Genomic DNA, 18,404 nt, shown 5'->3' on the forward strand with positions numbered 1-18,404 from the left:
GCGACGGGGCGGGTACTTTACGGGTCGGGTTGACCGCCCGCGTTTTCCGCGAATTTGCCGCGACCCGTGTATCATCCCCCCGCGCTCGCTCGACCCTCGAGCCAGCCCTTTTTACGCATTCACGATGTCAGTTGCCGAACTCAAGCGCCGCCGCACGTTCGCGGTCATTTCCCACCCCGACGCGGGGAAAACCACGCTTACCGAAAAGCTTTTGCTGTTTTCGGGTGCTATTCAGATTGCGGGTACCGTGAAGGGCCGCAAGAGCAATCGCTATGCGACGTCCGACTGGATGGAGATCGAAAAGCAGCGCGGAATCTCGGTGGCGAGTTCAGTCATGCAGTTCGAATATGGCGATGCGGTCATCAACCTTCTCGATACGCCGGGGCACGAGGATTTCTCTGAAGATACCTACCGCGTGCTGACGGCGGTCGATGCCGCCGTGATGGTGATCGATGGTGCGAATGGCGTCGAGGCGCAGACGCTCAAGCTGCTCGAAGTGTGCCGCAGCCGCCGCACGCCGATTGTCACCTTCATCAACAAGCTGGATCGCGAAGTGCGCGAGCCGCTCGATCTGCTCGATGAAATCGAGCGGCATTTGGGCGTTGCGGCTGTCCCGTTCACATGGCCCATCGGCATGGGCAAGGACTTCCAGGGCGTCTACGACGTCCAGCGTGATCAGGTACGCGTATTTCGTGCCGGCCAGGATACGGCCGGCGGCGCGGTCGAGACGTTGAGCGGCATTACCGACGAGCAAGGTGAAGCGCGTTTTGGCTTCGCATGGAAGCGCGCGAAAGAAGAGATCGATCTAATCAGCGCGGCCACGCCCGCGTTCGACCGCGAAGCGTTTTTGGCCGGTGAGCAATCGCCGGTGCTGTTCGGCTCGGCGATCAATAACTTCGGCGTGAAGGAGATTCTCGACGCGCTTGTCGACTTGGCTCCTCCGCCGTCGATGCGCATGGCGGTCGAACGGCCGGTGCAGCCTGATGAATCGAAGTTCACGGGCGTGGTGTTCAAGGTCCAGGCGAATATGGACTTGGCGCATCGTGACCGCGTGGCATTCATTCGCGTTTGCTCGGGCCGCTTCGAGCGCGGCATGGCCTTGAAGGTCACGCGTTCGGGCAAGACGTTTCGCGCGAACAATGTCGTGACGTTTCTTTCGCAGCGGCGCGAGACCGTGAGCGAGGCTTATCCGGGCGATATCATTGGCATTCCTAACCATGGCACATTGAGCCTGGGCGATACCTTGACCGAAGGCGAGCCGTTGCAATTCGTCGGTTTGCCGTTCTTTGCACCCGAGATCTTTCAGACGATCGAAGTGGTCGATCCGATGCGAGCGAAGCAGCTTGGCGAGGCGCTCAAGCAACTCGGCGAAGAGGGGGCGATTCAAGTGTTTCGTCCGGCGCATGGCGGCTCGATCGTTCTCGGCGCGGTCGGGCAGTTGCAGTTCGAGGTGGTGTCGCATCGGCTGTCGGCCGAGTACAAGGTGGACGTGCGCATCATGCCGGCGCGTTATCGCCTCTCGCGCTGGGTGACGTGCGACGACCCTGCGGAATTGCGGCGTTTTATCGATGCCTATGCAGCGCGTATCGCGCTCGATGCTTCGAATGCGCCGACTTATCTCGCCTCGCATATCTCGGAGATCGAGGTGGCGCAGAAGGCTTGGCCGAAGATTGTTTTTAATGAACTGCGCGAGCATTCGGGCGCGCCGTTCAGGAAGGCGATGTAAAGGGATGGTGGTCACGCACGAAAATCGCAGTTGCTGCCTGCGGTTTCGAGCGCGTCAACCAGTGACTGATTGTTTGAGTCGGTCAACCCGCCAACTTCACCGCTGCCTCATCAACCAGCGCTCGCGAGATCGACAGCTCCTCGAGCCATGTGTCGGCATAGATACCACCCGTCTCGCGTTCCAGGCGGGCGATGGTGGCGGCGTTGCGGCCCGCGTCTTTCGGCGTGGCCAAGAACCGTTTGATCGATTCCCCCGCTTTGAATGCATCGAAAAGCGGCACGCGGATTTCGTCGGCGAGGGTGCGTGTCCATTGATAGGGCTTGCCGTTGAACGTCAGCGCAGGCGGCAGGTTGCGTTCTTTCTTCGGCGCGGTGAGCAGCCCATAGGCGCGCGCCGCTTCGCCGATTTGCTCGGCTGAAAAAAGCTCCTCGGGCGTGATCTCGAACTGCGCAATATGCGCCTCGATCGATTGCATGGCCGCGGCGCGGTCGTCGCGCTTTTGTTGCGCGCGCTCGACGATGCCGCGCAATTCGTCGGCTTCCTCGCTCGTGATCGTAAAGCTCGCTTGCTTTTGCTGAAGTTCGGAAAATCGCTGGAATTCTGAATCGGTCAAGAGTTTAGCCATGGGATGACGAAAAGCGTGCGATGCGGTGCAGCGCGGGTTGCGAAGGGCCGCTATTTTAGCGCCTGATGCGTGCACGGTTCAAACGCAATGTGACGCTATCTATCACGTTCGACGCACGAGATCGTCCGTGACGACTGCGCGCACAAAATCCGCCGCCGCTGCGAGCAGCGCGTCCGGACATTCCTTATGCGGTGCATGGGCGCAATCGGGCAACAGCGCGGCTTGCGCCCGGCCGCCAACGCCTTGCGCAATCGCATCGATCTGGCGCGCCGTACCGTATTGATCGTTCGCGCCTTGCAACGCGAGCGTCGGCACTTCAATGTGCGGCAGCAACGCTTCGATATTCCACGAAGCAAACGCGGGCGCAAGCCATGCGCCAGACCAGCCGCGAAACACGTCGTCCGTCTTGCTGCCGTGATACCGTGCGAGCCCGGCTAGCTTGCCTGCATCGTACGCGGCCACCGCGTCACGAATGCCCGCGAGCGTGAGCGCTTCGACGGAAACATGTGCGGCGATCGTCACGATGCCGGCAAGCCCCGGCGGGCGGTCGGCGCCATGTATCAACGCGATGCTGCCGCCGTCCGAATGGCCGACGAGCATGTAGCGCACATCGGCAGGCACAAGCCGTTCGAGCACCTGCGGCAACTCATGCGTGGCCGCCGCATGCAGATAGCCGGGGCGCCACGCGCCGGGCGCGGACGACGATTGTCCGTATCCGCGCCGATCAAAGACGAGCCCGCGGCACCCGGTGGCCTCGCACAATTGCCGCGGAACGTGCCCCCACATGGCGGCGCAGCCGAGGCCCTCATGCAGGAAGACGAGGCAGGGCAACGCGCTGTCGCCGGCAATGTCGATGTAGGCAATCGTGCCGTCGGCGATTTCGAGTGTATTCATCCAGGCCAGGTCACGCTTGTTGATCGTGATGGACCGCCTCGATGTTGTGCCCATCCGGATCGAGCACGAATGCGCCATAGTAGCCGGCATGATAGTGAGGCCGTAGCCCCGGCTTGCCATTGTCCTTGCCGCCGGCGGCGACGGCCGCTCGATGAAACGCATCGACTTGTGCGCGATCTTTCACTCGCAATGCGATATGCACTGGCGGCACGTTCGGTGTGCCCTTGCTGAGCCAGACATCGGCCACGCCGTCGGCGCCGAAGCCGGCGATATCGGTGTGGCCTGTCACCGACGCCGGTACTTCGCGCACGAGCGCATAGCCGATTGGGGCCAGCGCTGCTGCATAAAAGCGTTTGCTGCGTTCGAGATCGCTGACGAGAACGCCGATGTGGTCGATCATTTAGGACTCCTATGGAATTGACGGTATCCATGAGGGTGCAGCGCCAGGTTGCTCGCTATGCCTCTTCCGGACTGCTGCTGGCCGATGGCATGTGGGGGCCGTCACCAACGCGATTGATCGTGCCCTGAGCCAGCGCCACCAGCGTTTCCTTGTCGCCATCAAGCAAATGAATTCGGCATTGGCACGTGGCATGCCCGCGTCCCGCATAGACGAGCTCGGCGCGCGCAAGCAGCGCGCCACGCACGGCTGGCCGTAGGTAGTTGATCTTGTACTCGCCCGTCACGACGCGCGGTCCCAGTGCGATGGCCCCGGCAAATGTCAGCGCGTTGTCGGCGAGATAGCTAATGACGCCACCGTGCACGAAACCGTGCTGCTGCCGCAGTTCATCGCGAATCGCCAGACGCAGCGTCACTTCGGACTCGCCGATTTGCACGAGTTCGGTGCCGAGCAGCATGCTGAACGGTTGAGCGTGCAACGCGCCGCGCGCCAAATCGAAGAAGTCGGTCATCGGGAAGCCCCTCCGGGGCCGCGCCCCGTGTCGTGTTGGCTTCACTCTAGGAACCGTTCGCGCGCGGAGTCAAGGAAACTCAAGCAAATGCGTTTATTGCCGTAAACCCTTGTGTTGGTCTGTCACCTTCCCACCGTTTTTCTCCAAGTACTTCCGATGTTCAGCAAGATCAAGCTCGCCTCCGGCCTGCTCGCGGTGTTGGCAGCGTTCTGTTCTGTTTACTTCAATTTCTGACCGGCGGACTCGGTTTCTGGTCGTTGACGAGCACGCATCGAGACGTTCGTAATCTGGCGAACATCGCGCTGACTCAAGTCGATGCGGTCAATGAAACGACGCAGCATTTGTTCGATCCATATGGGCGCAGATGAAATTGCCACGAGCAACGCGGATTTGTCCGTGCGCACCGAGAGCCAGGCCGCCTCGCTCGAATAGACGGCGTCGAGCATGGAAGAACTGACGGCCGCCGTGCCGCATAACGCCGAACATGCGCGCGCGGCCAACACGCTTGTCGAAGACGCGCTGCAATCGACAACGCAAAGCTCGCTCGCAGGTCGTGCAAAGCGTCGTCGCGAAAATGCACGGCATCGCGCAGAGTTCGGACCGCATCGCCCAGATCATTTCGGTCATCGACGGCATTGCGTTTCAGACCAATATTCTCGCGCTCAACGCGGCCGTCGAAGCGGCTCGCGCGGGCGAAGCGATGCACGAAGTATCGACGTCGATTTCGCGGGTTGCCCAAATGATGGACGAGATCAGCGCTTCGTCGCACGAGCAGAGCACCGGCATCGAGCAAGTCAATCAGGCAGTCGTGCAAATGGATAACATGACGCAGCAAAATGCGGCGCTTGTGGAACAGGCCGTGGCCGCGGCCTCGTTGCTGCACGATCAGACTCAGACGCGGCATCTGAAAGCGGCAGTCTCGGTCTTCGAGATTTCCGATCGGGTGCTATAGCTGTAGGGACATGTGCTTCGCCCCAAGCCTCAGGCGGCGGGCAATGACGCGTACGCCGTCGCGAGATGGTAGGGCGTGGTTGACGGCATGTCGGCACGGGCGATCTCGCCCGCCGCCGTTTTGCATTCGTACCAGCCGCGTAAATGGATGAAGCGCTCGCGAAAGCGGGCGATTTGCGGGGCGAGGGCTGCGGTGTCTTGCGGTGTGGCGCGCGTGGCCAGCGCGCGCAGATATTCCGTTTGTGCCCAGATGCGCTGAGTCGCGTCCTGCATCGAGCCGTCTTCGTTGAGCGCGGCGCAGACGCCACCGGTCGCCGCATCGACGCCATGGCGCTGCGCGAACTCGAACGCGTGCGCGAGCGACGCGGCGAGCCCCGACGATGCGATCTTGCCACCCGCGCGGGTGGCAAGATAGAACCATTCAAATTGATGCCCAGGCTCGAGCCGATTACCGACGGAGCCAATCGGCAGTTCGGCGATCGCCCCGGTGGGCGCGTGCACGAAGGTGTCGGCGACGGCTGTCGCCAGCCGAGCGAGCGCCGTATCGTAGCCGGCCTCGCCGGTGGCTTCGCTCGCCGCCAGGTACGCTTCGGTCAGATGCATGAGCGGATTTTGCAGCGGGCCGCTTAGGACCGCCGAGAAGCGGGCGTCGAGCGCCGCGTGGAGCAGGCCGTTGGTCGCGGCAAAGCGGGTGTCGATCAGCGTGGCCGTGTCGGCGAGCGTCGTCAGTGCATCGCGATTGCCGAACGCTGTCGCGTATTGCGCGCAGGCGAAGACGACGAACGCGTGCGTGTAGAGGTCCTTCGTCGTGTCGAGTGGCGCGCCTTGGGCGTCGACGCTATAGAACCATCCCCCGTGACGCGTATCGCTGAAATAACGATGCAGCGAATCGAACAGCGCGTGTGCATGCGCGGCATCGCCCGTAAGCGAGAAGACGAACAACTGGCGCGCGCAGGCCATGGCGCGATAACGGGTGACGGGCAGTGGCGCATGGTCCTCGGCACGCACGGCTTCGTAGGGCAGCCGCATCGCGCCGTTGTATCCGGGCCCGCGCCAAAGCGGCAGGACGACCGACGTGAAGTGCTCGCGCAGCGCAGCGCAGTGGGCGGCGATGGCAGCCGCGCTCGAAATGGACATAGAGCTTGACGCAGGTTGGTCGGGAAAACGCGCGATAAGCGGCGCGCAAAGCGCAAAGGATAATTCAAATGCCTCGGCTCGGGCACATTCGGGGGCGTGCGGTTTGCATCGCCGATCATGAGACAATGCGGCCTTCGCGTAATGCGACGACCGAACCACGCAACCAAGACGCCAAGACGCGGCGCGCGGCCGTGACCGCGACAGTTTTCCTGATCCTATGGCAGATTCCGCAGCACCTTCGACTTCTCGCGCGCCACGTTCGGGGCCGGATCGGCGGCGACGTTCACGCGCCGCGTCTCCGATTGCCGCTGAACCCTCGGCTTCCAACACGCTGGCAACCGAACCAACCCAACCAACTCTGGCAACCAATGCACCCGCGACGCGCGCGTCGGACACGTCGGCCGAGCGCGGCGCAGAATTCCGCGAAGATGTGCGGTCGAACGCCTCGCCCGAGCGCGACGGGTTCGACGACGTGCCGTTTCATGCGATGAATCTCGATCCGCGTCAGGGCACGCTTGCCGGCTTCGAGCTGCCGGCCGATGCGCTTGATTCGCTGCGAGCGCACGTGGCAATGCCGGTCACGGACGAGCCCGCGGCTGTGCCAATTCAGATGGCGTTCGACGGCACCGCGAGCGAACTCGGGGCGGCGGTTCCCGATGCGAAGCCGGCGGTAGAGTCAGCGTCAGCGAGCCTCGATCAAACATCGGCGAGCGCGCCTGTCATCGAAGCTGCGCCGACCCGGCGCGAGCGCCGACCGTTGACCCGGCAACAACCCCCCGGCCGCGCTTCCGACGCCCAAGCCCAAGCTCAGGCCTCAGCCCCAGCCCCAGCCCCAGCCCCAGCCCCAGCCCCAGCCCCAGCCCCAGCCCCAACCAGCGCGGCATTGACCGAAACGCTGGCCGAACTCTCACACGCATTGGCCGAGACGCGCCGCGCGGCGGCCGACAGTCGTCGCCACATCACGCGGCTTGTCATTTTCGTGCTGGCCGTATCGTCGTTGCTGTTGGCGCTTAGTGTGGCGGAGATGATCGTGCTTGTGCGCGTCGGCCATGCCAGCGTCGCCGCGCAGGAAAAAACCGAAGCCTTGTTGCGCAGCCAGCAATCGGCACTTGCAGCGTTTCAGGATACGGCTTCCGTTGCGGCCGCCGATATTCGCGGCACCGCTGACGCACTCAATGCGAAGCTGGCGGCGCTGCCCTCGCGCCCTACCGCTCAGGGACAAGCTCCAACTCAATCTCAAACTTTGCCGCAGTCGCCGGCTGCCAAGCACGTGCGGCCTGTGCGTGCGCATAAGGCCAGTGACAAATCACGCGCGGCGAACGTTTCTTGACCGAGCACCGCACGCGCGTGACGACTATCGCTTCCAACGCTTGAGCAGCAGCGCATTCGTTACCACGCTGACGCTCGAAAACGCCATCGCGGCGCCCGCGAGCATCGGATTGAGCAGCCCCAGCGCCGCCAGCGGAATGCCGATCAAGTTATAGACGAACGCCCAAAAGAGATTTTGCTGGATCTTGCGATAAGTGAGCCGGGAGATGTCGATCGCATCCGCCACGAGCGATGGCTCGCTGCGCATCAGCGTGATTCCCGCCGCATGCATGGCGACGTCGGTGCCGCTCGCCAGCGCGATGCCGATGTCGGCGGCTGCAAGCGCCGGCGCGTCGTTGATGCCGTCGCCGGCCATCGCCACGATCCCGCCGCTCGTTCGTTTCAACTCCTGCACGACGCGCGCTTTGTCCTCAGGCAGCACTTGCGCGTGAAATTCGTCGATACCGAGCGCCGCTGCCACGGACGCCGCGGCGCCGCGGTTATCGCCGGTCAGCAGCACGCTCCTGACGCCGCGCGCTGCGAGGCGCTCGATTGCGGCGCGCGCGTCGGGCTTGACCGTATCGCCGAATCCGATCAGTGCGAGCACGGCGCCCGGCGCACTCGGCGTGGCGGCCCGCATCAGCCAGGACACCGTATTGCCAGCGGATTCGAGCGCTTGCGCGCGCTCGAGCAGGGCGGCGGGCGGTTCGATGCCGAGCTCCGTCTGCCAGCGGCCGTTGCCAAGCAGCAGCGTCTGGCTGTCGGTCCGGCCTCGCAGGCCGCGGCCCGGCACCGCCTGGACCTCGCTGACAGCAGGCCATGGCCGCCCGCTGCGCTCCGCCTCGAACGCTGCGACGAGTGCGTGCGCGAGCGGATGCTCGCTGCCGCGCTCGAGTGCGGCAGCGAGCCCGAGCGCCGTCAGCCGATCGGCGCCGATGCTGTCGTCGAGGGGATCGGCGCTTTCGAAGGCCACCACACGCGGTTTGCCGAGCGTCAGCGTACCGGTCTTGTCGAAGGCGATCACCGACACGCGCTGCGCAAGCTCCAGCGCCTCGGCATCCTTGATCAGCACGCCGTGTCGCGCTGCCACACCGGTGCCCGCCATGATCGCGGCCGGCGTGGCAAGGCCGAGCGCGCAGGGGCAGGCGATAACGAGTACAGAGACGGCGTTGAGAATGGCCGTTTCGACCGACGCCCCGGCAAGCAGCCACCCGGCCAGCGAAGCAAAGGCGATCAGCAGGATGACCGGCACGAACACAGCGCTCACGCGGTCGACGAGGCGCTGGATCGGCGCCTTCTTTGCTTGCGCGGTCTCGACGAGCCGGATGATTCGAGCGAGCGTCGTTTCCGCGCCGGTGGCCGCGGTTGTCACGGCGATCAAGCCTTCACCGTTGATCGAGCCGGCCGTGACGCGTTCGCCCGGCCCCTTGGTTACGGGCAGGCTCTCGCCGGTAATGAGCGCTTCGTCGACGTGCGTGCGGCCGTCGCGGATCACGCCGTCGACGGGCAGGCGCTCGCCGGGCCGCACGACGACGACCATGCCGACGCGCACCTGCTCAAGCGGCACGTCGCGCTCGCGGCCGTCGTTTTCCCGCACGCGTGCCCGATCGGGGCGCAGCGCATTGAGCGCGCGGATAGCCGCCGTGGTTTCGCGCTTCGCCCGCATTTCCAGCCATTTGCCAAGCCGCACCAGCGCGATGACGACGGCTGACGCCTCGAAATACAAGTGCATGACGTCGCCCGGATGAGCGAACATCTGCCAGACGCTCAGCCCATAGGCGGCCGACGTGCCGAGCGCGACGAGCAGGTCCATATTGCCGGCGCGCGCCCGCACGGCGTGATAGGCGCCGGCATAGAACCGCGCGCCGCACGCGAATTGCACGACGCTGGCCAGCATCAGCTGCAGCCACGCGGGCACCATCAGGCGCATGCCCGCCGCTGCGGCCAGCATCGGCAGCATCAACGGCACAGCGAAGGCGGCAGCAACCGCCACACCGGCCAATTCCTGGCGTACCTGCTGGCGACGCGCGGCCTCCGCCTCGGCTGCGGCGGCGCCCGAGACGGCCTGGGCTTGGACGACGGGCCGCGCCTCGTAGCCGGCGTTCGCGACCGCCTTGACGAGTGCATCGATGGCGGCGGGTTCGTCGGCGTTGACGCGGGTCACATTGGCGCGTTCGGTCGCGAGGTTGACGGAAACATCGACGACGCCGGGCACGCCTGCCAACGCCTTCTCAACGCGCCGCACGCACGACGCGCAGGTCATGCCGCCGATATCGAGTTCGGCGGTCGACAGCGCGCCGATGGGGGAAGAGGAAAGATCAGTCATAGGAGCAATGGCAACGATTGACAGTTTCGATAGTCTCAACCTTCCAATGATGGGAAGGTCAAGCGTTATCGTCGCGATTGCGCGGGAGGGCGCGTCACCGTTACTCGAGCGCTGGTGGTGCGTCGAGCATGGCCTGACCTACGGCCTGGCTGGCTGCATCGGTGCGTTGGGCGAGGCCGGCCGCGGCGCCGCGCCGGTCGCTGGCGTCCTTGTTCTGTGAGAGCTTCCATTTGCCGACGAGCTTCGTCGACTCGATCTCGATGCCGACGATATTCGCTAGCATTTGTGCGATGTAATCGGCCGGTGCGTCACCCATTTTCCACGGCTTGGGCTGGGCTGCTTCCATCCGGCGCGTGAGCCGTGCGACGAGCCCGCGCAGGAATGGTTCGTCGTCTTTCACGGCGATGTTGCCGTGCGCATGCACCGTGATGTAGTTGTAGGTGGGCACTTGGCGGTGCGTTTCGTGCTTGCTCGGATACCAGTTGGGCGAGATATAGGCGGCCGGCCCCTGAAAAATGACGAGTGCTTGCGGCCGATCCAGCGCTTCGCGCCAAACCGGATTGGCGCGTGCCACATGGGCACGCAGCGTGCCGTGTGCGCCTGTTGTCGGGTCGAACTCGAATGGCAGATGGTTCGCATCGAGCCCATCCGGCCCGTTCGTGACCAATGTGGCGAACGGATGCTCGGCCATCAGGGCGTGAAGGACGTCGGGGCGGTCTTCGTTAAAGGCAGCGGGCAGATACATGGTGAGATCGCAGAAGTTAGGCAGGAAGGAATCGATAGGCCCATTTAGATCGTTAATGTGTTGTTCTTGCTTACCGGCTGAGGATACGATAAAACGCTTTCGCGATTCGACGACAATACCGCACGCGGTGTTCATGCAGGATGGGCGCCGACTTCCGGGCCCGCCGCGCCTCGTTGCGGACCTTTCACCGACTCTCAGATGAAAAAGACAACAACAATGCGACACGCGCTTTCACCCACCGGGGCTGCTTCGTGGCTGCTTTTGCTTTGCACTACTGCGCTTTTTCTTGCCGGATGCGCCGCCGAGCCGCAGTCTGCGGCCAAGCAGGCGAACCACGGTTGGACCAAGGACGAAGTATCGGATTCCTACATATTCGCGTATCCGCTCGTGCTGATGACGAGCGCGCGAGCCGCCGCGGCCGCCGGCGGACAGGCGGGCGAGGTCAACAAGCTGCACCGTGCGAGGATGCAGCCCGCTGTCGACGACGCCGCGCTGCCGCCGTGGGCCGATCTCGACACGCTCGCTTCGACTGCCTGGCTCGACCTGAGCGACGGGCCCGCGGTCGTTTCGCTGCCGAATACACGCGGCGAGTACCTGGATATGCGGGTGCTCGATATGTGGACGAATGTCGTCTGGTCGACCGGGCCAGGCGCCAACGCGCGCGGTTTCACGAAGCCGCGCGCGATCGCATTCGTTCCGCCCGGTTGGGTCGGCACACTGCCTGCTGGTGTCGAGCGCGTCGATGCGCCGAGCAACAATTTGTGGCTGCTCGTGCGTCTGGCCGCGACAGGGCCGCGCGAAGTGCCGATCGCACGGCGGCTGCAAGCGGAGCTTCGCGTCACGCCGTGGACGGCGTTCGCCGCCAGTGCGCAAGAGCAGGAGCACACCAAGCGCGGGAAGCACGCCAAACGGGCGAAGCCGCCGAAGAGCGAGGCGGACGAAGCCGCTGACGACGGCGACACTGGTTTCGTCGATACGCCCGCCGCGCTCGCTGCTCAGGTCGCAGCGCTCGATGCCGAAGCGTTTTTTACGCGGGCGGGCGCCGCCTTGCGCGACAACCCGCCGGTGCCGGCAGACGCGCACGCGCTCGCCATTCTTGCTGACCTCGGTGTGAAGCCGGGCAAGCCTATGCACCTGCCGAAAGGCGCGGCCAATGCCATTGCGAGCGGCCTTGCCGCCGCGCGGGCAAGCCTTGCCACAGCCCCGGTCAACGCGTTCTCGGGCAATGGCTGGACCTGGCTTGGCGACGGTATAGGCCATTACGGCGACGACTACGCGCTGCGCGCTTACGCGGCCTTCACACGCCCGGGCAGCGGCACGAAGGACGACGAAGTCGTGGCCATCACGACGGCCGATGCCACCGGCGAGGCGCTTGACGGCCGCAACCGCTATGTCCTGCACTTTCCGGCCAGGGCGATACCGCCGGTGCGCGGTTTCTGGACGCTGACAGCCTACACGGCAGGCGGCGCGCCGGCTTCCGGCCGACTGCAGCACCGCTCGATTGCGTCGCGAGACGGGCTGCGCCGCAACCGCGACGGCTCGATCGACGTCTACGTTCAGGCCGCCTCGCCGGGCCGCGCGCGTCAGACGAACTGGGTGCCGGCGCCGGAGGGCGCGTTCGCGCTGGTCCTGCGCTTGTATGCGCCGCAGGGCGCGGCGGCCGACGGCAATTGGCAGCCCAGCCCGCTCGTGCGCAAGTAACCGGAGGGTGGATGACTAGTGAATCGAAGGCGGGTACGGCGGGCAAGCTGGCGAAGCTGCGCGATGTCGTGCGATCGGCGCGCTTGCGCCGCGTGGCCATTATCGTCGCGGCATGCATCGCGCTTTTCGGGCTCGCCGGCTTTTTTGCCGCGCCGCCGCTGATTCGCCATATTGCCGAGCAGCAGCTGGCGAGCGCGCTCGGACGCCCGGCCAAGATCGAGCGTGTAAGGCTCAATCCGTACGCGCTGCGGCTCGAAGCCGAGCGCATTCGTATTGGCGAAAAGGAGGGGACGAGCGAGTTCTTGAGCGCCGAGCGGCTCGTGGTGCGGCTCTCATGGCTTACGCTGCTGCGCTTCGCGCCGATCGTCGACGAGGTCAAGCTCGATTCGCCGCGAGCGACCATCGTTCGCTATGACGCTCAGCGCTTTAACTTCACCGATCTCGTCGAAAAATTTTCGAAACCGTCCAAGCCGCAGGCGGGGCCGACGTTGTTCTCGGTTTCGAACATCGGCATCGAGAACGGCCGCATCGATTTCGACGACCGGCTGCTTGGCATGCATCACGCCGTCGATCAACTCTCGCTCGGTGTGCCGTTCGTGGCCACGCTGCCGTCGAAGACGAACATTTTCGTCGATCCGCATTTTGCGGCGCGCGTGGACGGCAGCCCGATCCACGTCGACGGCAAGACCAAGCCCTTCGCGTCTTCGCGCGAATCCGAGATCTCGCTGTCGTTTGCCGATCTCGATGTGCCGCGGCTTCTTTCGTACCTGCCGGCAAAGCTGCCGGTGACGGTGCAAAGCGGCAAGCTCGCCGGCGAGCTGAAGGTGCATTTCCTGTTGGCGGGGGATACCCCTGCGCTCACGGTAACGGGCACGGCCGATCTCGCCGACGCGAAGATCCTCGACGAGCGTCGAGCCCCGCTTTTTTCGGCACGCGCCGTGCATGTTGCCGCCGGCTCGCTCGAACCGCTCAAACGCGCATTCCATTTCGATCAGATCCGGCTCGACCGGCCGTCGCTGCGGCTCACCCGCGAACACTCGGGCGAGTTGAGTATCGCGAGCGCGTTTGCGGCGACACCCGCCTCGACGGCCTCTGGCGTGAAGGCGGCCTCCGCGGCCAATGCCGCCGCAACGGAGGCAGCGCCGCTCGATCTGTCGATCAAGCATTTGGCGCTCAACGATGGCGATATCGCACTTGAAGACCGCGTGCCAGCTCAGCCGGTCGCGCTTGGGCTCGACCACTTGACCGTGACGCTCGACGATTTTTCGACGCAGGCCAAGACGCCTGCGCGCTATGCCGTGCGCACCGCGTTCGCCCAGGGCGGTACGCTCGCCGCGACGGGGTCGTTCGGCCTCGCTGCCAAGACCGCCGACGTCAAGCTCGTAGCCGATGCGCTGCCGCTTGCACTCGCGCAGCCATATCTGGCCGATGCGACGGCGGCGCGTGTGGCGGCGGGTGCGCTCAGCGCGAATCTGCCGGCGCATGTCGACTGGTCGGCGACGCCTGCACAGGTGCACGTCGGCGCGGGCGATTTGACGTTGAAGGCGCTCAAGATAGACGGACCCGGTGCGAACCCGTCCGCGCCGGCTGTTGCGCTCGACGAAGCGCGCGTCGGCATCAAGCAGATCGATGTGGCCAAGCGCACGGCGGATATGGCGAGCGTCGAAGCGACGGGGCTTGCCGTCAAGGCAGCTCGCCTGAAAGACGGTCGCATCGATCTCGCCGCGCTGGCCGAGCCGGCGCACGGCGTGCCGCGTGCGGAATCGAAAGAAGCACGCGCCCGTGAGCGCCAGCGCCGCCAGAACACCGCGCCTGCACCCGCGCACGCAGCGCAGCCCGCTTGGCACTACACGATTGGCGAACTGCATCTGAAGGACGGCTCCGCGGACATCGTCGACCAGGTCCCCGCGCGGCCCGCGACGTTGCACTTTTCGGCGGTAGCACTCGAAGCGCACGACCTCAGCGACGACATGAACCGGCCGCTGCCGGTGAAGCTCAATGCCACGCTCAACGGCAAGGGCATGTTCGAAGCGTCGGGCAATGTGGTGCCGAGCACGCTCGATGCCTCGCTGTCGCTGCACGCGAACCGTCTCGACGTGGCGGCGTTCGAGCCGTATTTTGGCGACAGTCTGAACGCCGCCGTCGCGAGCGCGCTGCTCAATGCCTGGGGCGAACTCAAGGTGACAGCGGCGAAGGATTCCATCAAAGCGAACTATCGCGGCGGCGCGGCGCTCATTGATGTGCGGTTGCTCGACCGCATCACGTCGGCGCCGCTTGCCGGGTGGCGCTCGCTCGTGGTGGCTGGCACAAATGTTCGTTACGACGGTCATGCAACCGACATCGACATTGGCCGCGTGACGTTTTCGCAGTTCTTCGGCAGCGTGTTGCTCAATGCGCAGGGCAAGCTCAATCTCGACGACGTGATCGCGCGCGAAAAGACGGCACAGTCGCCGGAGACGGCCGAGCATCACGGCAAGACGAGCACCGTGGCCGTTGAGCCGAAGGCGCCGCCTGCCAACGCGAACCCGGTGCGGGCGCATGTTGGCGCGGTCGTGCTGCAGCAGGGGCGGGTGAATTACACCGATAACTTCGTGCGACCGAACTACACGGCGAATCTCGTCGATATCAACGGCACGATCGGCGCGTTCGGCACCGATGGACGCACGGCTGCGCCCGTCAACGTCGGCGCCAGCCTGGCCGGCAACGGCCCGATCGCGATTCGTGGCACGGTGAACCCGCTGGCGGACAAGCCGTCGCTCGATCTGAACGCGAGCGCGCACGACGTCGAGCTTGCGCACCTCACACCGTATTCGCTGAAATACGCTGGTTATCCGATTACGAAGGGCAAGCTCAACGTCGATCTGCACTACAAGCTAGAGAACAATCTGCTTAGCGCAAACAACCATCTGTTCATCGATCAACTGACGTTCGGCGAGCATGTCGAAAACGATACGGCGACGAAGTTGCCGGTGCGGCTTGCGATCGCATTGCTGAAGAATTCACGCGGGCAGATTGATGTGAACATCCCGGTATCGGGCTCGCTCGACAATCCGCAGTTCAGCCTCGGCAGCTTGATCTGGGGCGCGATTCTGCACCTGGTCGAAAGGGCAGTGACAGCGCCGTTCACGCTGCTTGCAAACGCATTTGGCGGCGGCGGCGTGAGCGGCGCGGAAGATCTGCACTATGTTGCGTTCTCCCCGGGCTACGCCACGCTGACCGATTCGATCCGCGGCAAACTCGACACTATCGCCAAGCTGCTTGCGCAGAAGCCGGAAGTGAAACTGGAGCTGACCGGGCGCGCGGACCCGGACATCGATACTCCGGCGCTGCGCCTGGCCTATGTGGACGAGCAGGTGCGCAGCGAAAAGGTGAAGGCGCTCGTCGGGCATGGGCAGAGCGTCGATGCATCGACTGTCACGGTGGAGCCGGGCGAGTACAGCGACTATTTGACGAAGGTCTACAAGAACGCGTCGTTCAAGAAGCCTCGCAATTTCGTCGGCTTGACGAAGAGCATTCCTGACGACGACATGAAGCGGATGCTTGCCGCCCATGCGCCGATCGACGAAGCGAGCTTGCGTTCGCTCGCGCAGCAGCGTGCGGACGAGGTGCGGCAGTATCTGCTCGGCGCGAAAGTGGATGCTGCGCGGCTTTTCGTCGTCGCGTCGAGTACCGACGTCAAGCAGGTCAAGGACAGCGGGCCGACGACACGCGTCGATTTCGGCCTGCGATAAAAACGCAAAAGCGCAAGAAAGGATCCGAGTTCGCACGACTGCGCTGCATGCCGGCGCAGTCGCTGCTACACTAGCGGCTTCATTTTGCTCACACGAACAGGGAGGCGTCCATATGACATCAATAGCGCTTTCAGCCGCTCCTGTCGTGATCCCATCGGCGACGCCATCGATCGCCCCATCCGCACGGCACCGTTAGCTTCGCCGCACGCGGCCGGCTGACACTTCCCGGCAACATTTTGTCTCTGTCGCGCGCAGGTTGAAACCTCGCGGCGCGCGCATCTTTTTCGATTCGACGATATCCCCAGGTCACATGCGTGACTCGGGGCGGAGTATTTTATGACCCGCAAGAAACTCGATTTCGGCGGCCGCGCGTTCAAGAGCGTGCTCGGCTATGCCTTTGCTCATTGGAACCGCCAACGCTGGCGGATCGGCACGATCATCGTGCTTTCGTTGATGGGAGCCGTCGCCGACGTGGTGACGCCATTTTTTGCCGGCCGCCTCGTCAACGTGCTCGCGAACGGCGCACACGACAAGGCCGGCGCGCTTCATGCCGCGCTCATGCCATTTGCGATGTTGATTGCGCTCGGGCTCGCGGGTGCGTTGCTGCGCTATCTGATGTTCGTCGACATCATCGCGCTGACGTTGCGCATGATGAACGAGATTGCGGGCCACGCGTTCCATCGCGTGCAGCGTTTTTCGACGGATTGGCATGCGAACAGCTTCGCCGGCTCCACCGTGCGCAAGATCACGCGCGGCATGTGGGCGCTCGATCTGCTCAACGATACATTGCTGATCGGCTTGTTGCCGTCGCTCGTGATGCTGGTCGGCGCGACGGTATTGCTGGGCGTGCATTGGCCGGCGATGGGTATCGTCGTCGGCGTGGGAGCGCTTGTTTATGTCGTCGTGACAGCCGCGCTGTCGCTTGGTTTCGTCGCGCCCGCCGCGCGGCTCGGCAATGCGTGGGACACGCGCGTAGGCGGCGCGCTGGCCGACGCGGTGACGTGCAATTCGGTCGTCAAGGCGTTTGGTGCCGAGCGGCGCGAAGAGGCGCGGCTGTCGCGCGTCATCGGCAAGTGGCGTGATCGGACGCGCCGGGCATGGCTGCGCGGTACTGTGAACGGCGGCGTGCAAAACGCGATGCTGGCGGTGATGCAAGGCGCGATGCTTGGCGCCGCGCTGCTGCTATGGATACGCGGCGAAGCCAGCGTCGGCGACGTTGCTTTTGCATTGACGATGTTCTTCATGCTGCAGGGCTACTTGCGCGATGTCGGCATGCTAGTGCGCAACCTGCAGCGCTCAGTCAACGACATGGAGGAGCTGGTTGCGCTCGAACGTCAGCCGCTCGACGTCGAAGACAGGCCAGGCGCGGCTCCTATTGCCATCGACCAAGGTGAAATCCGTTTCGAGCACGTGACGTTTCGCTACGACGCGCACGCCGAACCGCTTTATGCGGATTTTTCGGTGCGCATTGCGCCGGGCGAGCGTGTTGGGCTGATCGGTCATTCGGGCTCGGGCAAGACCACGTTCATCAAGCTGATTCAACGCCTTTACGACGTGACGGATGGTGCGATCACCGTCGACGGCCAAAACATCGCCGAGGTGCGGCAAGCGTCGTTGCGCGCGCAAATCGCCATCGTTCAGCAAGAGCCGCTGCTCTTTCACCGCTCGCTGTTCGATAACATCGCGTATGCGCGCCCCGGTGCCACACGTGCGCAGGTGGAGCGCGCAGCGACGCTTGCGCATGCGCATGCGTTCATCGTCGGGCTGCCTAACGGATACGACACGCTCGTCGGCGAACGCGGCGTGAAGTTGTCGGGCGGCGAACGGCAGCGCGTCGCGATCGCACGGGCGTTTCTTGCCGACGCGCCGATCCTGATTTTCGACGAAGCCACCTCGAGCCTCGACAGCGAGAGCGAGGCGCTGATTCAGGAGGCGATGGGGCGGCTGATGGTGGGGCGCACGACCATCGTGGTGGCGCATCGTTTATCGACGGTGCGCGCGCTCGACCGGCTGCTCGTGCTGGAGCATGGCCGCATTGTCGAGGAAGGCGATCACGACACGCTGATCCGCAAACCAAACGGCTTGTATCGCAGGCTTTTCGAGCGGCAGGCGCTGGAGTTGACGAAGGGGCTGGCCGCGAATGCTGGTGAATCATCGATGTCACTCGCGAACTAAGACTAAAGAACGACGACACGGGCGTTGCCGATGAATAAAGTGTGTAAATAGTCGTCACTTGGCGGATGTGGTGCATCGACCGGCACCTATCCGCCAAGCCATTCGAAATTGTATGGAAATTGTCTTGACGACCTCGTGGCCGTTGACTATAAACAAGCCACATCGAAATTAAAACGT

At 64.2% G+C, this 18,404-nt stretch carries 13 protein-coding genes and 1 pseudogene; 7 read left to right on the plus strand and 7 right to left on the minus strand.

From position 1 onward, the window contains the following. Positions 1 to 124: 124 nt before the first annotated feature. The gene (locus ACSQ20_RS24370; RefSeq protein WP_436025006.1) at positions 125 to 1,726 is read left to right on the plus strand and encodes a peptide chain release factor 3; all 1,602 of its coding nucleotides are present in this window, start codon (positions 125 to 127) and stop codon (positions 1,724 to 1,726) included. An 82-nt stretch (positions 1,727 to 1,808) separates the two neighbouring features. Here ACSQ20_RS24370 and ACSQ20_RS24375 read toward each other — a convergent pair whose 3' ends face one another. The 4 genes from ACSQ20_RS24375 to ACSQ20_RS24390 form a co-directional block, all read right to left on the minus strand. Then, complete coding sequence (locus ACSQ20_RS24375; RefSeq protein WP_436025008.1) at positions 1,809 to 2,351, minus strand: hypothetical protein; 543 nt, start codon at positions 2,349 to 2,351, stop codon at positions 1,809 to 1,811. A gap of 102 nt (positions 2,352 to 2,453) precedes the next feature. Next, a complete protein-coding gene (locus tag ACSQ20_RS24380) occupies positions 2,454 to 3,245 on the minus strand; it encodes an alpha/beta fold hydrolase (RefSeq protein WP_436025010.1) in 792 nt (263 codons plus the stop codon). Between the two features lie 10 nt (positions 3,246 to 3,255). Further along, on the minus strand, positions 3,256 to 3,645 hold the full coding sequence (locus ACSQ20_RS24385; RefSeq protein ID WP_436025012.1) for a VOC family protein: 390 nt from the start codon (positions 3,643 to 3,645) through the stop codon (positions 3,256 to 3,258). A gap of 55 nt (positions 3,646 to 3,700) precedes the next feature. After that, positions 3,701 to 4,153: a PaaI family thioesterase gene (locus ACSQ20_RS24390; RefSeq protein ID WP_436025014.1), complete on the minus strand. Its 453-nt coding sequence runs from the start codon at positions 4,151 to 4,153 to the stop codon at positions 3,701 to 3,703. 257 nt (positions 4,154 to 4,410) lie between these two features. Between ACSQ20_RS24390 and ACSQ20_RS24395 the strand changes: the two genes are divergently transcribed. Continuing rightward, positions 4,411 to 4,521, plus strand: a complete 111-nt coding sequence (locus ACSQ20_RS24395; RefSeq protein ID WP_436025016.1) for a hypothetical protein — start codon at positions 4,411 to 4,413, stop codon at positions 4,519 to 4,521. After that, positions 4,484 to 5,105 (plus strand): annotated as a pseudogene (locus ACSQ20_RS24400) (methyl-accepting chemotaxis protein); the annotation flags it as partial. The gene ACSQ20_RS24395 and the pseudogene ACSQ20_RS24400, both read left to right, overlap by 38 nt. A 29-nt stretch (positions 5,106 to 5,134) precedes the next feature. Here the strand turns inward: ACSQ20_RS24400 and ACSQ20_RS24405 are convergent. Further along, positions 5,135 to 6,241, minus strand: coding sequence for an AGE family epimerase/isomerase (locus tag ACSQ20_RS24405; protein WP_436025018.1), 1,107 nt, complete (start codon positions 6,239 to 6,241; stop codon positions 5,135 to 5,137). Between the two features lie 430 nt (positions 6,242 to 6,671). Here ACSQ20_RS24405 and ACSQ20_RS24410 point away from each other — a divergent pair, with 430 nt between their 5' ends. After that, the gene (locus tag ACSQ20_RS24410) at positions 6,672 to 7,571 is read left to right on the plus strand and encodes a hypothetical protein (protein WP_436025020.1); all 900 of its coding nucleotides are present in this window, start codon (positions 6,672 to 6,674) and stop codon (positions 7,569 to 7,571) included. Between the two features lie 24 nt (positions 7,572 to 7,595). Here the strand turns inward: ACSQ20_RS24410 and ACSQ20_RS24415 are convergent, their stop codons facing one another. Beyond that, positions 7,596 to 9,914, minus strand: coding sequence for a heavy metal translocating P-type ATPase (locus tag ACSQ20_RS24415; protein WP_436025022.1), 2,319 nt, complete (start codon positions 9,912 to 9,914; stop codon positions 7,596 to 7,598). Positions 9,915 to 9,975: 61 nt separating this feature from the next. Then, entirely contained in the window at positions 9,976 to 10,620 is a 645-nt protein-coding gene (locus tag ACSQ20_RS24420; protein ID WP_436025024.1) for an FMN-binding negative transcriptional regulator, read from the minus strand. Between the two features lie 198 nt (positions 10,621 to 10,818). On the opposite strand from ACSQ20_RS24420, the gene ACSQ20_RS24425 reads away from it, so the two are divergent. The 3 genes from ACSQ20_RS24425 to ACSQ20_RS24435 all read left to right on the plus strand — a co-directional run bounded on the left by ACSQ20_RS24425 (position 10,819) and on the right by ACSQ20_RS24435 (position 18,227). Next, entirely contained in the window at positions 10,819 to 12,321 is a 1,503-nt protein-coding gene (locus tag ACSQ20_RS24425) for a DUF1254 domain-containing protein (protein ID WP_436025026.1), read from the plus strand. Positions 12,322 to 12,332: 11 nt separating this feature from the next. Then, positions 12,333 to 16,052, plus strand: coding sequence for a DUF748 domain-containing protein (locus ACSQ20_RS24430; protein WP_436025028.1), 3,720 nt, complete (start codon positions 12,333 to 12,335; stop codon positions 16,050 to 16,052). Positions 16,053 to 16,388: 336 nt separating this feature from the next. Then, positions 16,389 to 18,227, plus strand: coding sequence for an ABC transporter ATP-binding protein (locus tag ACSQ20_RS24435; RefSeq protein WP_436025030.1), 1,839 nt, complete (start codon positions 16,389 to 16,391; stop codon positions 18,225 to 18,227). Positions 18,228 to 18,404: the final 177 nt, after the last annotated feature.

Source organism: Trinickia sp. LjRoot230 (assembly GCF_964253315.1).
Classification (GTDB): Bacteria; Pseudomonadota; Gammaproteobacteria; order Burkholderiales; family Burkholderiaceae; genus Trinickia.

Excerpts from the sequence above, each read along its gene's own strand:
- ACSQ20_RS24375 (WP_436025008.1), bottom strand. The coding sequence starts at position 2,351 with ATGGCTAAACTCTTGACCGATTCAGAATTCCAGCGATTTTCCGAACTT.
- ACSQ20_RS24425 (WP_436025026.1), top strand. The coding sequence starts at position 10,819 with ATGAAAAAGACAACAACAATGCGACACGCGCTTTCACCCACCGGGGCT.
- ACSQ20_RS24430 (WP_436025028.1), top strand. The coding sequence starts at position 12,333 with ATGACTAGTGAATCGAAGGCGGGTACGGCGGGCAAGCTGGCGAAGCTG.
- ACSQ20_RS24435 (WP_436025030.1), top strand. The coding sequence starts at position 16,389 with ATGACCCGCAAGAAACTCGATTTCGGCGGCCGCGCGTTCAAGAGCGTG.
- ACSQ20_RS24385 (WP_436025012.1), bottom strand. The coding sequence starts at position 3,645 with ATGATCGACCACATCGGCGTTCTCGTCAGCGATCTCGAACGCAGCAAA.
- ACSQ20_RS24420 (WP_436025024.1), bottom strand. The coding sequence starts at position 10,620 with ATGTATCTGCCCGCTGCCTTTAACGAAGACCGCCCCGACGTCCTTCAC.
- ACSQ20_RS24390 (WP_436025014.1), bottom strand. The coding sequence starts at position 4,153 with ATGACCGACTTCTTCGATTTGGCGCGCGGCGCGTTGCACGCTCAACCG.
- ACSQ20_RS24370 (WP_436025006.1), top strand. The coding sequence starts at position 125 with ATGTCAGTTGCCGAACTCAAGCGCCGCCGCACGTTCGCGGTCATTTCC.
- ACSQ20_RS24380 (WP_436025010.1), bottom strand. The coding sequence starts at position 3,245 with ATGAATACACTCGAAATCGCCGACGGCACGATTGCCTACATCGACATT.
- ACSQ20_RS24405 (WP_436025018.1), bottom strand. The coding sequence starts at position 6,241 with ATGTCCATTTCGAGCGCGGCTGCCATCGCCGCCCACTGCGCTGCGCTG.